The organism is Rhodobacteraceae bacterium M385 (assembly GCA_025141835.1).
In the GTDB taxonomy this organism is placed as follows: Bacteria; Pseudomonadota; Alphaproteobacteria; order Rhodobacterales; family Rhodobacteraceae; genus Gymnodinialimonas.
Window position 1 is genome coordinate 164674 of the sequence record CP081102.1, and the last position, 15278, is coordinate 179951.

Consider the following 15278-nt stretch of genomic DNA (forward strand, 5'->3'; position numbering starts at 1 on the left):
AGGGCGTCAATAGTCCTGCTCGAAGAAGATGCCAATCGAGCTGTTTCCCCCCGATCCGACAGAGCCACGGGCAGTAATGTTTGGGGTCAGATCAATGTTCAGGGACAGATCAGCATCGCCCTCGGCGTTGATGGTCACGTCGGTGTAAATGTTGTCGGATAGATAGCGCCCTGCGGTCACGGCTGCGTTGCCCTCATCATCGGTGCTCAGATCCAGATCGTCGAGGCCAAGCCCCTCTCTCAGGCCCGCGATAAAGCCAGAGTTGGTGGAGCCGCCCGCCAGCGACGTGGCGGCGTCGGCCAATTGCAGAAGCTGCAACGGAGACAGGCCCGAGACAGAGCGCCCGAAAAGAAGCTGCGCAAGCACCTCATCTTCGGGCAGGGACGGGCTGGAGGAGAAGGTAATTTCCGGGCTGGAGGCGGCGCCAATCACGCTGATGGTGATCTCGTAGCCGCTGGCGCGCGACGTGGCGGCAAGGCGCAGGAAAGGGTCAAAACTGCCTTGTAGCGTCGCGGATCCTTCGGTGAAGTCCAGCCGTGTCCCCAGAACGGATAGCCGTCCACGGATCAGGTTAAATTGTCCGGTCGGGATCATGTTGGCAGTGGTGCCAAACAACCGCAAAGAGCCGCCAAATTCCGCATCTATCCCGCGCCCGCGCAAGAAGATGCGCCCCGGTGCGTTGATCGTCAGGTCAAGCCCCGTGGTGACGCTTCCACTGGCGCTACCGGCGGCCGTGCCGAGCATCCCCGCAAACCGCCGGGTCAGGCGTTGATCAGCAGTCTCTCCGGTGAAGGTGATTTCGGGGATGGCGGCGCTGCCATAGAAGCTCGCCTCCGGCACCCGAATCTCGGATTCGCCGAGGTTGACGGTGCCGCTGACCTGTGGCCCACGCGCGAGGGGGCCGGAAACGCTAAGGTTGGCGCTGGTGATCCGCGCCTCATAAAGAGTCGCATCGACGATTCGGGCGTCCCGCAGGCCGATGGAGATTTGGCCGTCCAGCCCCGCACTCGCCAAGTTGATCGACCCTTGCGCATTCAGTTGCCCACCGGTGGAAAGCGTGCCATTTCCGTTGATCGAAAGTCGCCCGCCGGAAAGCTGGCCCGAGACGCCAACATCCTCGATCGCGACGGCGAAGGTCGGGGCAGAAACCCGCGCGCCGCTGATGTTGAGCGAGCCCGACACCGCCCCAAGACCCGGTTGTCCTTCAATAGACAGGTTGAACCCCAACGTGCCCCGGATCGAGCGGGGGGCGATATAGCGGTTCGCCAACGCCAGCGGTGCTTGACCAGCCGCGGTCAAATCAACGCTGCCATCGGGCAGGCCGACGCGCCCGTTCACCGCGGCGTTCATGCCGCCGGGGCCGCTCAGGTTCGTGCTCAATTGCCAAGGGTCCGTGCCATTGCGGGTGATCGTCCCGGTGCCGCTCACCGGACCAGAGAGGGCATCGGTGAATAGGCCAACGTTTGTCAGGCGCGCGTCAATGTCGGCGCGGCTGGTGTCCGGCCCGATGCTTGCGCCCCCGCTTAGGGAAAGCTCCGGGTTGGAAAGCGACAGATCAGAAAGGATCAGGACCCCATCGTCGCGTACGGCGGTGGCTGTCAGCGTCGTGCGTCCGGCGAACAGCTGCGGCGGGACAGCGTCACCAAGGTTCAACCCTTCGGCGGAGGCATCAAGATCAAGGGCGAAATCGGTGGTATCGGCGTTGAAGGTTCCGGCGACATCGGCCCGGATCGCGTTCGGTCCGGTCAGCGTGGCCGTTACATCAAAGGGCAATGTGCCGCTTCGGGCCACATCGGCGGTAATCGTGACAGGCCCAGACATGAGGGCGGTAAACAGGCCCACATCCTGAAGCTGGAATCGGGTGGTGGCCGACGTATCGCCCGAGCTGAGGTCAGCCGCCCCGGTTAGGCTCAATTCTGCATTTTCGAGACTAAGGTCGTTCAGCGACAGCCCGGTTTCGTCCCGTGTCACTTGGGCCGACAACAGCGTTTCGCCAGCAAAGATCTGCGAGGGCAGGGCATCGGCCAGTATCAAGTCCCGCCCGGTGCCACTGATCGCCAGATCAAACGCGCCAGACAGGGCTTCGGCAGTGCCCGACAGGCCCAGATCAACGGCGCCTTCCAAGGGTTGCCCGGACAGCGCGGCAAAGCGGGTCAGATCGCTGGCCATTGCCGACAAATCAAGCACCAGATCAAGACGCTCTTCCCCCGTTCGCGCCGATGCGCTGCCCGTTAGGGTCACGTCACCGGACCGGATGTTTAGGCCCGAAAGGATCATCGGCGCGCCGTTGACCCAAGACATCTGCCCGTCCAGATCAACACGGCTGCCCAAGGCCTGCGCAAGGGCGGGGTCACTGTGGCTTAGGCCCGCCATCGTGCCACTAATCATCGAAGTGGCTGCATCAAGCCCGGTGGCGGAAATTCCGACGGTGCCTTGAAGGTCCAGCGCGGTGTCTTCGACGGCCAAATCGTCCACTGACAAAGCATCAAGGTCCAGACGTAGCCGGTAGCTATCCCCTTCTGCGCGATCGTAGATTATAGCGAGCCCGGCGCGGGCGATTTCGGCGTCAACGCCGCCAACAGGCAGGCGGACCGTGTCGCCCTCGGGCGGTGTGATTTGCCCGAGCAATGATACATCCATCGGCAAGCCACGGGCATCCAGGGTCACATCGCCTTGGAGCGTCAGCGCGGCCGAGGTAAGGCGCAGCGCCTCAAGCGAGGTTTCGCCCGTCGCAGTCTGCCGCACCTGTGCCTGAAGCTGCACATCATCGCCAAAGAACTCGCGGTAGTCAGGCAGCAATAGCGGAGAGATATCTCCGCCAATATCGGCCACAATTAACTGGTCACCACCTTCCCCAACCGACGAAATCACCTGCCCGGTGATCCGGTCTTCCCCGTCTGTGGCCAGCTCAATCTGGGCAGTGAATTCATCAACGGGGCCGCTCCCCTCGATCGCCAACCGAATGTCCGGGCGGCCCGGAAGCCCCAAAAGCTCGGCCGCGAGGCCGCCTTCGGCTTCTTCCAACAACAGCGACAGATCCAGCACGCGGGTGGCGTTGTCATAGCTTGCATCAAGGGCAAATTGCCCCTCGGCCCCATCAAGGCGATCAAGGGTTATCTGCGCCTCGCCCGCGCCATCGGCGAGCAAGACGTTGCCTTCCACGGAAAGGGTGGCAGGCAATCCGATAACGGGCGCGCCAAGGACGACTTCTTCGATCGCAATCGTGCCAATTTCGACCCGAACAGGCAGTTCAGGCAAGGAAAAGGGCTGTGCTTCGGAATCCTCAAGGCCAAGCCCTTCGGCGGGTAGTGGCGGGCGGACAACCTCCAGCCTCGCGGCGGTCAAGGCCTCCACCTGCAATGCCCCGGACAAAAGCGCGGAGCGGTTCCAATCGAGAACGGCGTCCTCCAAGATCAGCCATACGCCATCAGCGTCAGAAATCGTCATCCGCTCCAACGTGGCCTCAGACGACAACGCGCCTCGAAAGCCGGTGATTGTCACTTGCCGGTCGTCACCGTTGGACAATTGGTCTTCCAGAAACCGAGACAAAGTTGTGCCATCGTCATCTTGTGCAGTCGCAACCGCGGGGAAAAGCGCAAGGCAAAGGATCAGTAGGAACCGGATCAAAACGCGTGCCCGATGCCGATGTAGATGAACAGGTCTTCGCCCACGCCGTCGCCGCGCACCGGCGTTGCCAGATCCACGCGGATCGGGCCGAAGGGCGTGTCATACCGCGCCCCGATACCTGCGCCCGCGTGCCAGTCGCCGTTCCCGCCCATCGCATCCGCGCCGATAAAACCCGCATCCGCGAAAGCCACGATACCGAAATCCGTGTCGCCGATGTCCTGGCGGAACTCGGTGGATAGGCCGGCAAAGCTGCGCCCGCCTGCATCTAGGCCGTTCTGCGTGGCCCCCAGGGACTGAAACTCTTGCCCGCGTACGGTGCCCGCGCCGCCGGAGAAGAACAGGAAGTTGGGCGGAATGTCGGTGATGTCACCGCCAAAAACACTGCCTAACTGCCCGCGTAGAGCCAGACGGCTGGCGTTGTCTTCACCAAAGCCCACGTAGGCACGCCCATCCAGATAAACTCGCGCGCCGCCGCTGCCTTGATCCGTGATGAAGGGGGTGGCTGTGCCGTCAATATAGAACAGCTCCCGCGCGTCCAGCGGATCATCGCGGCGGTCCCAGGTCAGGCCCACAGGGGCGGACAGGACGGTGATTTGGCGCTCGCCGAACTGATCTTCGATATCGTAGTAGTCCAGACCAAGACCAAGCGACCCTGTCAGGCGGCGGTTGAAGTTATGCTCAACCCCAAATTCCGTGCCCACCGTGGTGAGAGAGTAGGCGGGTTCGTCCAGATATTCGGCCCCAATCCCGAAATAGGCGGTGGTATCGGGTGTGAACGTCGCGGGCCGCGAGAAACGGAGCCCGACGGAGGCGTCGATGCCCTCTACCTCTTCGATATCCTCAAACTCCAGCCCTTCCGAGCCGATGCCGCTGACCTCCCCTTCAATCCGCAGCCGTTCCGCGCCGCCAAATAGGTTGCGGTGCAACCAGTAGGCACTCAACGAGGCACCATCATCGGTGGAAATCTCGGCTCCGAAACCGAAACGGCGCGGCTCATTTTCCACCAGCGTTGCCTCGATGTTCATCACGCCATCGGGTCCGACCTCACCCTCCTGCAAAGCAATGGCCGAAAAGACGCCAGTGTCCTGCAAGCGTTCTTCCACGCGTTCGAGTGTTTCTGGAGAGAATGTTTCACCCTCGGGCAGGCCCGCGATAGCAAGGATACGTTCGTCGCGCATCCGGTCCTGGCCTTGGGGTTGCAGCGTGCCGAATTGCACGACCTGACCGGGCGCGATGCGCACGCGGACATCCAAGATCGCCTCGGCGCTGCGGGCGGTGATTTGCTGACCTGCAACCTCGGCCGTGGCATAGCCAACCGCGCGCCAACCGCCGATAGCAGCGGTCGCCGTATCTTGCAGCAATCCGGTTGAAGCAGCGCCGCCGGGGCGGAATTCGTCAGGTAGTTCAGTATCGCGGGCAAGAGGGCCAATTTCGGCTGTGCCAAGCTGAAACGCCGGGCCGGGGTCAACGCGGATGGTGATCTGGTTGATCGACCTTGGTGCGCCAAACGGCGAAATGCGTGCCACTTCCCGGCCATCGGCATCAATGCGCACGACCGGGGTGAAGTAACCCACATCATAAAGCGCAGCCACGATGCGCCCGTAATCTGCCCGAGCGGCAGCGATCAGGTCTTGGGCGGTGCGGGGCTCTTCCGTTTCTTGAAGCAACAGTGATGAGGCCCGCAGACGATCCTGCAAATCCTCGTCCAATCCGGGGGCATTTAGCTGAATATCCTGCGCTTGCGCCGCGCCAGATAACGCGAAAGCTGCACATAGAAACGCGGTGGAAATTCGGCTGCCCATAAGATTCTCGTACGATCCTTCTCAAGATAACGCCAGCCGTTAAGCAATAGTTCCACCTCCGTCGGCGGAAAGTTGAGACCTTTTGCGCCTTGCCGCATATCGGGCAGCCACGTATCACCACTTCTGAGACGCGAATGAAGGAGCCTGACCATGGCTAAACTCGTCACCATTTTCGGCGGTTCCGGCTTTGTCGGCCGCTATATCGCCCGCCGCATGGCCAAAGACGGCTGGCGCGTGCGCGTTGCGGTGCGCCGCCCAAATGAAGCTCTGTTTGTGAAGCCCTACGGGGTTGTCGGACAGGTCGAGCCGATTCTTGCCAATATCCGCGATGAAGCCAGCGTGCGCGCGGCGATCCGGGGGGCGGATGCGGTGGTTAACTGCGTCGGCACGTTCGACGCGGGCGGAAAGAACAATTTCCAAGCGGTGCAGCACGATGGCGCAGCGCTTGTGTCCCGAGTAGCGGCGGAAGAGGGTGCGACATCCTTGGTCCACATCTCGGCCATTGGCGCGGATGCAGACGGCGAAAGCCTGTATGCCAAGTCCAAAGGTGAAGGCGAAGCCGCCGTGCTGGAGGCCTTCCCAAGCGCGATGATCCTGCGCCCGTCGATCATTTTCGGGCCAGAGGATGCGTTCTTCAACCGCTTCGCCGCCATGTCGCGCAATACACCTGTTCTGCCCATCGCTGGGGCAGAGACTAGGTTCCAGCCTGTTTATGTGGACGATGTCGCCCAAGCCGCCGTTCTTGGCGTGAAGGGTGAAGCCACCGGCACGTTCGAACTTGGCGGGCCAGAGGCGGCAACTTTCCGCGAGCTGATGCAGAAGATGCTGGACGTGGTGCGCCGCCGCCGCTTGATCGTGAATATCCCGTTTTTTGTGGCTGGGATTATGGGCTCTGCCCTCGATTTCGGGTCAAAAATGACGGGCGGACTCTTCCGTAACAGCATCCTGACCCGCGATCAGGTGCGTAGCTTGCAGACAGATTCGGTTGTGGCGGATGATGCCCAAACACTGGCCGATCTGGGCATTCACGCCACATCGATGGATGTTGTGTTGGAGGATTACCTTTGGCCCTACCGTCCCTCGGGCCAGTTCTCGGACATCAAAGATAGCGCCAAGAACCTGCGGGAAACCTAAGCGTTTTCAGGTATACGCGACGATCAACAGCACCACGCCCAGGATCACTCGATAGATCACATAGGGCGTGAAGCTGACGCTGCGCAGAAGTTTGAACATCAGAACCAGCGCCCCTAGCGCCGCGACGAAAGACAGCGCCGCGGCAATAGCCCCGTCGCGAGCGGTTTGCGCGTCGGCGGTGGCGATCACCTCGACACCTGCGAAGACGCCCGAGGCGATGATCGTGGGGATCGACATCAGCATCGCCACCCGTGCCGCGCTTTCGCGATCATAGCCCAGATACCGCGCCGCCGTGATGGTGATGCCCGACCGGGACGTGCCGGGTATCAGCGCGATGGCCTGCCACAGGCCCATGACGATGGCGTCTCGTAAGTTCCAGTCTTCGCTACGCTTTTCGTGGCTGCCCTTCTGGTCGGCCCAATATAGCACGAGGCCGAAAATCAGCATGGTCCAGCCGATCACCGCGATGGAGCGCAGGCTGTCGTAAATGCCCGTAATCTCCAGAAACAGGCCGAACCCGATCACCGGCACCGTCGCGATCACCAGCAAAAATGCCAGCTTCGCGCCGGGCGTGTCGATGCGCCCGGTTAGAAGGCGTGGTGTGCCCAGAATGGCGGCTTTCACGTCCTGCCAGAAGTAGAGGATCACGGCCCCCAAAGTGCCCACGTGAACCGCCACATCAATGGCCTGTCCCTGATCCTCGGTCCCGAGAAGATTCGGCAAAAGAATCAGGTGACCCGAGGAGGAAACGGGCAAAAATTCAGTGATACCTTGGATAAGGGCAAGGAGGAGAAGAGTGTAGAGGCTCATGACGCGTCTCTGAGTGAGTATTGTAACAAATTGAATATAAACGGTTAAATCTTAAATAGGTAACCTATGCTGCCGTATTTACGAATTATTAACCGCGCTTAGAAGTTGTTGTTCGCGCAACACTTGAATTTAGGTCAGTAGTACTGTCTTTTTATCCCCCGAATCCCCCGCTATACGGGCCTTCCAATCGACGGAGGAAGCGTTGTGGCTAAGCAACCCATGTTGAAGTTCGTGACCGTAGGCAAGGAAATGCCTCAAAAGCGGGAAGCGGACCAGCGGAAAGAAGATTTTGCCGAGATTTACGGCGAGTATGCGACTGCGAAAGCAGCGGAGCAGGCAGGGCGCTGTAGCCAGTGCGGCGTGCCCTATTGTCAGTCCCATTGTCCCTTGCACAACAACATCCCCGATTGGCTGAAGCTGACGGCGGAAGGGCGTTTGCGGGAGGCTTACGATATCTCGCAAGCGACAAATACCTTCCCCGAGATCTGCGGCCGCATCTGCCCGCAGGACCGTCTGTGCGAAGGCAATTGCGTGATCGAACAATCCGGTCACGGCACTGTCACCATCGGCTCGGTCGAGAAATATATTACCGATACCGCATGGGACAACGGCTGGGTCATGCCCATTGCGCCTGCGGTGGAACTGTCTGAATCCGTTGGGATTATCGGCGCGGGCCCCGGTGGCTTGGCTGCCGCTGACATGCTGCGCCGCGCCGGTTTGCGGGTGACGGTTTACGATCGCTACGACCGCTCGGGCGGGTTGATGATGTACGGCATCCCCGGCTTCAAGCTGGAGAAAAACGTGGTCGTGCGCCGCAACCAATTGCTGGAAGATGGCGGCGTGAAGTTCGTGCTCAACTGCAATGTCGGCGACGACATCAGCTTCGCGGAAATTCGCGAGAAGCACGATTTTGTTGTTATCGCCACGGGCGTCTACAAGTCCCGCGAATTGGATGGCCCCGGTTCCGGTAGCACCGGCATTATTCGTGCGTTGGATTATCTAACTGCTTCAAATCGCAAGTCTTTTGGCGATGCTGTGCCCGAGTTTGATAGCGGCGAGCTGAGCGCCGAAGGCAAGCGCGTGGTCGTAATCGGCGGCGGTGACACTGCGATGGATTGCGTGCGTACCGCGACGCGGCAGGGGGCCACATCGGTCAAATGTCTGTATCGCCGGGACGAGGCGAACATGCCCGGTTCCATGCGCGAAGTGCAGAACGCTAAGGAAGAAGGCGTTGATTTCGTTTGGCTTTCCGCGCCCAAAGGCTTCAGCGACCATGTCGGAGCCGTGAATGGTGTGATGGTCCAGAAAATGCGCCTTGGCGCGCCGGATCAGACGGGCCGTCAAAGCCCCGAAGTCATTGAAAACGCTGACTATGTTGAAGACGCGGATATGGTTATCAAGGCGCTTGGCTTCTCGCCCGAGGATGTCCCGACTCTATGGGACGCGCCCGAGTTGGAAGTGACCCGTTGGGGCACTGTAAAGGCAAACCACAGGCATGAAACGGTGCTGCCGAATGTCTTTGCTGTCGGCGATATCGTCCGCGGCGCGAGCCTTGTGGTTTGGGCAATTCGGGACGGTCGAGAGGCCGCTGAAGCAATCCTGGAGCGTGTTCACACCGGGGCTACGGTCGCCGCGGAATGACGCCAACGGGTATATCAATGGTATATCAATTCCGATTTTGAACCCAAAACACCCGCCCTCAGATCGGCGCCACGTATATCAATGGTATATCAATTTAACTGCCCAAGATGGCCAACAAAGACAGAAAGACTGACCTGATGCCCGCCATTCGTTACCAAATGCTTAACACTGCATTGGCGTTCGCGTTTTGCGCAACGCCCGTGACGGCGCAGAGCGTTAACGAAGGCTTCGCGGTGCCCGATGGGTGTACGGCGTTTCTGACGGTGCAATCTCGGTCCTGCTTGATCGCGCATTATTGGACCTGCGAAATGGACCCGGAGGGGACGCATTGGCGGGTGACGTTGGATCAGGAAGGCGCGTTCTACCTGAGCTATACGGACACGGAATTTCGTTGGTTGCGGGCCTTCAACCTGCGCAGTGGGTCGTCCGACACATTGATCGAGCCAGAGGAAGACCCGGCTTCGATGTCGGAGCTGTTGGAAACGGGCCGCGACACGATGGTGTTCTCGATCCGCGAAGAACGGGCCGAAGGCGTGTTTCAGCGCGACTACACCGGGTTCGACGCGTTGACCGGCGCAGAGGTCACCGTGGACGGGGAAGAGCTTCTGGTCACGGAATTCGCCTATCAATGGCAGACCGAAGCTGGCCCGAGAGAGACCGAGGGCAGCCAGTTCGTGAGCCCGCGCCTTGGCCTGTTTTTCGGCGGGTTAGAGACAGTCACCACCCCATCGGGCGAGGTCCGCGAAGGCAATTACAGCCCGATGGAATTCACTGAGCCCGGAGAGCCGGGGTTTCTTTCGACGGAACCGCAATACGACTGCGGCGACGTGATGAGCGGGCTGCGCAATGACGCGACCGTTCTACCGGCGAGGTTCTGAGCGATGAATTTGCCCTATGACCTAAGCAAAACCGGCAACGCCGCCGCGATGTTCTTGCTGCTTTACTGCGTCGCAGAGGTTGCGATGCTGTGGCATTATTCGACTCTGTTCAGCTTCTACACACTGATCGAGACCGGAAACCTGAATCAGCTTGAGATGGATCAAGCGGCAGCAGATGTGGATACGACAGGCGCGGCGGTTGGTGCGTTGTTCTTGCTGGCGTTGTTGGGATCGTACATCGCGGCGGGCATGTGGATTTACCGCGCGGCGGCCAATGCGCAGGCGATTGCACCCACCGAGGGGCGGATCACGCCGGGCTGGTCCATTGGCTGGTTCTTCGTGCCGTTCGCCAACCTCGTGATGCCGTTCCGGGCGATGCGGCAGACGTGGAACGGGTTGCATGGCAACCCATCACTGACCGACGGGATGCCCGGTTGGACGTTGATCTGGTGGCTCGCCTGGCTATTGAGCAACTCCCTTGCGACAGGGTCGATGCGGATCAACATGAACGCCGATTCCATCGCTGATTTCCGGCTATCGACGCAGATCGACGTGGCCTCCAGCATCATCGCAATCGGCACTGCATTGCTGTTTAGACACCTAATTCTTCAATTGACCCGCGCGTCTGCGCAGGCCTCTGCAAGCTCTCAATCCTGAGGAGGATGACCATGACCCAATTCGATACCAACTGGGCCGCCGCCGAAGAGGCGAAGCGCAAATGGATGGAAGAAAACGGCATGTTCCGCGAGGAAGACGAGCATTCGTCTTGCGGCGTGGGGCTTGTGGTTTCGGTGGACGGGAAGCCCACTCGGTCGGTCGTCGAAGCGGGCATCACCGCGTTGAAAGCGATCTGGCACCGGGGTGCGGTGGACGCCGACGGCAAAACCGGCGACGGCGCGGGTATCCACGTGCAAATCCCCTACAAGTTCTTTGCAGAGCAGGTGAAGCGCACCGGCCACGAGATGCGCGGCGAGCTGATGGCTGTGGGCCAAGTGTTCCTGCCGCGGAGCGATTTCGGCGCACAGGAAGTGTGCCGGACCATCGTGGAATCCGAAGTGCTGCGGATGGGGTATTACATCTACGGCTGGCGCCATGTGCCGGTGGATGTCCTGTGCTTGGGCGAGAAAGCCAACGCGACCCGGCCCGAGATTGAGCAGATCATCATCTCGAACGCGAAGGGCGTCGATGAAGAGACGTTTGAACGCGAATTGTATGTGATCCGCCGCCGGATCGAGAAGGCCGCCGCCGCCGCGGGTATCCGCGAGCTGTATCTGTGTTCGCTGTCGTGCCGCTCGATCATCTACAAGGGTATGATGCTGGCCGAGCAGGTGGCCGAGTTCTACCCCGACTTGCAGGATGAACGGTTCGAGAGCGCCTTTGCGATCTATCACCAGCGCTATTCTACCAACACCTTCCCGCAGTGGTGGTTGGCTCAGCCGTTCCGCATGTTGGCCCATAACGGCGAGATCAACACGCTGAAAGGCAACCTGAACTGGATGAAATCCCACGAAATCCGCATGGCGAGCGGGTTCTTTGGCGACATGGCGGAAGATATCAAGCCGATCGTTGCCGGCGGGTCGAGCGATTCGGCCGCGTTGGATGCGGTGTTTGAAGTGATGGTCCGCGCGGGCCGTTCCGCGCCGATGGCCAAGACGATGCTGGTGCCCGAAGCGTGGAGCCAGACGGCGACGGAACTGCCGAAGCCGTGGCTTGATATGTATTCCTACTGCAACTCGGTCATGGAACCGTGGGACGGCCCCGCCGCCCTTGCGATGACCGACGGTCGTTGGGTCTGTGCCGGTCTGGACCGGAGCGGCCTGCGCCCCATGCGCTATGTCGTGACCGGTGACGGGTTGCTGATTGCCGGATCGGAAACCGGCATGGTCCCTGTGGATGACGCCAATGTCGTCGAAAAGGGCGCCCTTGGGCCCGGCCAGATGATTGCCGTGGACATGCAGGAAAAGGCATTATTCCACGACGCAGAGATCAAAGACGCGCTGGCCGCGAGCCGCGATTTTGGCGCTTGGGTGGACCGGATCACCGACCTTGAGAAAGAGACCAGTGGCTTGACGGAACAGGCTCTGTTCAGCGGTGCAGAGTTGCGCAAACGTCAAGTTGCGGCGGGCTATAGCATTGAAGAGGTGGAGCAGATCCTCGCCCCGATGGCGGAGGACGCGAAAGAATCCCTCGCCTCCATGGGGGACGACACACCAAGCGCGGTTCTGTCGTCGCAGTACCGGCCCCTGTCCCATTACTTTCGGCAGAACTTCAGCCAGGTCACGAACCCGCCCATCGACAGCTTGCGCGAATACCGGGTGATGTCCCTGAAAACACGCTTCGGGAACCTGAAGAACGTGCTGGACGAAGATAGCTCGCAGACCGAAATCCTCGTGCTGGACAGCCCTTTTGTGGCGAATGCGCAGTTCGACAAAATGGTCAGCTATTTCGGCGAAAACGTGGTGACGTTGGATTGTACCTTTGACGCGGGCGGCAAAGCTGGCGCGTTGCGCGAAGGGCTGGAGCGGTTGCGCGCCGAGGCGGAAGACGCTGTGCGCTCGGGCGCGGGGCATATTGTGCTGACCGATCAAGGCCAAGGCGATGGCCGTGTTGCGATGCCGATGATCCTGGCCACCAGCGCCGTGCATTCGGGGCTGACCAAGAAAGGACTGCGGACTTTCTGCTCGCTCAACGTGCGGTCCGCTGAATGTATCGACCCCCATTACTTCGCGGTTCTGGTGGGCTGTGGCGCGACCACGGTGAACGCCTATCTGGCGCAAGACAGCATCTCCGACCGGATCGACCGGGGCCTGTTGGACGGCAACCTGACCGAGGCGATGGCCCGCTACCGCGCGGCCATTGATGCGGGTCTGTTGAAGATCATGGGCAAGATGGGGATCAGCGTGATTTCCAGCTATCGCGGGGGCCTTAACTTCGAGGCGGTTGGCCTGTCCCGCGCCATGGTGGCGGAATATTTCCCCGGCATGTTGAGCCGCATCAGCGGTATCGGCGTCAGCGGTCTGCAAACCAAGGTGGAAGAAGTCCACACCAAGGGCTTCTTGCGCGGCGAAAGCGTGCTGCCAATTGGCGGCTTCTACAAAGCGCGTCGCTCGGGCGAGACCCACGCTTGGCAGGCGACCAACATGCATATGATGCAGGAAGCCTGTAACCGCGCCTCTTATGGATTGTGGAAGCAGTATTCGGCGGCCATGCGGCAGAACCCGCCGATCCATTTGCGCGATCTGATGGATATCAAGCCGATGGGGGCGCCGGTCCCGATTGAGGAAGTGGAAAGCATCACCTCGATCCGGAAGCGGTTTGTGACCCCGGGGATGAGCCTTGGTGCACTGTCACCCGAGGCACACAAGACCCTAAACGTGGCCATGAACCGGATTGGCGCGAAGTCGGACTCCGGCGAGGGTGGTGAAGATCCGGCGCATTTCGTGCCGGAGGCCAATGGCGATAACCCCAGCGCGAAGATCAAGCAGGTGGCTTCCGGGCGTTTCGGCGTGACGGCGGAATACTTGAACCAATGTGAAGAGCTGGAGATCAAGGTCGCCCAAGGTGCCAAGCCCGGCGAAGGAGGACAGCTGCCCGGCATGAAGGTCACCGACCTGATTGCCCGTCTGCGCCATTCCACCCCCGGCGTGATGCTGATTTCACCGCCGCCGCACCACGATATCTATTCGATCGAGGACCTTGCGCAGCTGATCTATGACCTCAAACAGATCAACCCGCGCTGCAAGGTGACGGTGAAGCTGGTGGCGTCGTCCGGCGTTGGCACGATTGCGGCGGGCGTGGCGAAGGCCAAGGCCGATGTGATCCTTGTGTCCGGCCATAACGGCGGCACGGGCGCGTCGCCTGCGACCTCGATCAAATACGCGGGTCTGCCGTGGGAGATGGGCCTGACCGAGGCGCATCAGGTTCTGGCAATGAACAACCTGAGGGGCCGTGTGACCCTGCGGACCGATGGCGGCCTGCGCACGGGCCGTGACATTGTCATGGCCGCGATGATGGGCGCTGAGGAATACGGCATCGGCACCGCCGCGTTGATTGCGATGGGCTGTATCATGGTGCGTCAGTGCCAGTCCAACACCTGCCCTGTGGGCGTATGTACCCAGGACGAGGCCCTGCGCGACAAGTTCACCGGTAACGCCGATAAGGTGGTGAACCTGATCACCTTCTACGCCGAAGAAGTGCGGGAGATTCTCGCCTCGCTGGGCGCGCGGTCGCTGGATGAGGTCATTGGCCGGGCCGATCTGTTGACGCAGGTCAGCCGGGGCGCGGCGCATCTGGATGATCTGGACCTGAACCCGATGCTAATCACCGTCGATGGCGCGGACCGGATCGTTTACGACCGCAACAAGCCTCGCAACGCGGTGCCAGACACGCTGGATGCGCAGATCGTGAAGGACGCGAGCCGCTTCCTCGAAGACGGCGAGAAAATGCAGCTTTCCTATGCGGTGCAAAACACGTTGCGCACGATCGGTACGCGGACGAGCAGCCACATCGTGAAGAACTTCGGGATGCGTAATGACCTGCAACCGGATCATCTGACGGTGAAGCTGAAGGGCAGCGCCGGGCAATCGCTTGGGGCCTTCGCGGCGCCGGGCCTGAAGCTGGAAGTTTCTGGCGACAGCAACGATTACGTTGGCAAGGGTCTGTCGGGGGGCACGATTGTGGTGCGTCCGCCAATGGCATCGCCGCTGGTGGCGTCTGACAACGTGATTATCGGCAACACGGTGCTTTACGGCGCGACGGATGGCTACCTGTTCGCCGCTGGCCGCGCCGGAGAGCGTTTCGCGGTTCGGAACTCGGGCGCGAAAACGGTGATCGAGGGCTGTGGTTCGAACGGCTGTGAATACATGACCGGCGGCGTCGTGGTGATCCTCGGGTCGATCAGCGCCAACTTCGGCGCGGGCATGACCGGAGGCATGGCGTATCTGTATGACCCTGACGGCGATGCCTTGCCGCAGATGAACATGGAAACGCTGGTGACATGCCCGGTCACGGTCGATCACTGGGAAGCGCAATTGCGCGGCTTGGTGGAGCGTCACGCGGAAGAGACCAACAGCGTGAAGGCCCGAGATATTCTGCAACATTGGGATATCGAGCGTGCCAACTTCGTGCAGGTCTGCCCGAAAGAGATGCTGGACAAGATCCCCGTAGGCTTGGGGATCGAGGAAACGGCTGTTCCGGCGGAGTGATTTCCGCCGGGGCTCCGGCCTTTCGGCAAGGGGGCTCTCCCGCCCAGACGACGAAAGCATAGCTTTCGCGACTGGTTTGGGCGTGGCGCGCGGGGCGCGAGCCTAAAGGCTCGCACGTCCGCGCGGGCTCGCGTTTGTGGACGGGTGCAGATGTCCACTAAGGGGTAGAACGTGCGCTCTAA

The 15278-nt window shown here is 60.8% G+C and carries 8 protein-coding genes; 5 read left to right on the top strand and 3 right to left on the bottom strand.

Annotation, left to right across the window (positions count from 1 at the left end; translation table 11 throughout):
* Positions 1-6 precede the first annotated feature (6 nt).
* Positions 7-3627 carry a translocation/assembly module TamB domain-containing protein gene (locus K3728_00825; protein UWQ95821.1) on the bottom strand — a complete coding sequence of 1207 codons (3621 nt, stop codon included), beginning with the start codon at positions 3625-3627 and terminating at the stop codon, positions 7-9.
* Positions 3624-5429 carry an autotransporter assembly complex protein TamA gene (locus tag K3728_00830; protein ID UWQ95822.1) on the bottom strand — a complete coding sequence of 602 codons (1806 nt, stop codon included), beginning with the start codon at positions 5427-5429 and terminating at the stop codon, positions 3624-3626. Before K3728_00830 ends, K3728_00825 begins: the two co-directional genes overlap by 4 nt.
* A 150-nt stretch (positions 5430-5579) precedes the next feature.
* Here K3728_00830 and K3728_00835 point away from each other — a divergent pair, with 150 nt between their 5' ends.
* Positions 5580-6563 carry a complex I NDUFA9 subunit family protein gene (locus tag K3728_00835; protein UWQ95823.1) on the top strand — a complete coding sequence of 328 codons (984 nt, stop codon included), beginning with the start codon at positions 5580-5582 and terminating at the stop codon, positions 6561-6563.
* Positions 6564-6569: 6 nt separating this feature from the next.
* Here K3728_00835 and K3728_00840 read toward each other — a convergent pair whose 3' ends face one another.
* A complete protein-coding gene (locus K3728_00840) occupies positions 6570-7373 on the bottom strand; it encodes an undecaprenyl-diphosphate phosphatase (protein ID UWQ95824.1) in 804 nt (267 codons plus the stop codon).
* Between the two features lie 204 nt (positions 7374-7577).
* On the opposite strand from K3728_00840, the gene K3728_00845 reads away from it, so the two are divergent.
* The 4 genes from K3728_00845 to gltB all read left to right on the top strand — a co-directional run bounded on the left by K3728_00845 (position 7578) and on the right by gltB (position 15096).
* The gene (locus tag K3728_00845) at positions 7578-9014 is read left to right on the top strand and encodes an NAD(P)-dependent oxidoreductase (GenBank protein ID UWQ95825.1); all 1437 of its coding nucleotides are present in this window, start codon (positions 7578-7580) and stop codon (positions 9012-9014) included.
* 137 nt (positions 9015-9151) lie between these two features.
* The gene (locus K3728_00850; protein ID UWQ95826.1) at positions 9152-9892 is read left to right on the top strand and encodes a hypothetical protein; all 741 of its coding nucleotides are present in this window, start codon (positions 9152-9154) and stop codon (positions 9890-9892) included.
* A gap of 3 nt (positions 9893-9895) precedes the next feature.
* Positions 9896-10549 carry a DUF4328 domain-containing protein gene (locus K3728_00855; GenBank protein ID UWQ95827.1) on the top strand — a complete coding sequence of 218 codons (654 nt, stop codon included), beginning with the start codon at positions 9896-9898 and terminating at the stop codon, positions 10547-10549.
* Between the two features lie 11 nt (positions 10550-10560).
* Positions 10561-15096, top strand: a complete 4536-nt coding sequence (gltB, locus tag K3728_00860; protein UWQ95828.1) for a glutamate synthase large subunit — start codon at positions 10561-10563, stop codon at positions 15094-15096.
* The last annotated feature ends 182 nt before the right edge of the window (positions 15097-15278 follow it).

What these genes read in the sequence shown, in the direction of transcription:
- K3728_00830 (UWQ95822.1), bottom strand. Translation starts at nt 5,429, where the DNA reads ATGGGCAGCCGAATTTCCACCGCGTTTCTATGTGCAGCTTTCGCGTTA.
- gltB (UWQ95828.1), top strand. Translation starts at nt 10,561, where the DNA reads ATGACCCAATTCGATACCAACTGGGCCGCCGCCGAAGAGGCGAAGCGC.
- K3728_00855 (UWQ95827.1), top strand. Translation starts at nt 9,896, where the DNA reads ATGAATTTGCCCTATGACCTAAGCAAAACCGGCAACGCCGCCGCGATG.
- K3728_00840 (UWQ95824.1), bottom strand. Translation starts at nt 7,373, where the DNA reads ATGAGCCTCTACACTCTTCTCCTCCTTGCCCTTATCCAAGGTATCACT.
- K3728_00850 (UWQ95826.1), top strand. Translation starts at nt 9,152, where the DNA reads ATGCCCGCCATTCGTTACCAAATGCTTAACACTGCATTGGCGTTCGCG.
- K3728_00835 (UWQ95823.1), top strand. Translation starts at nt 5,580, where the DNA reads ATGGCTAAACTCGTCACCATTTTCGGCGGTTCCGGCTTTGTCGGCCGC.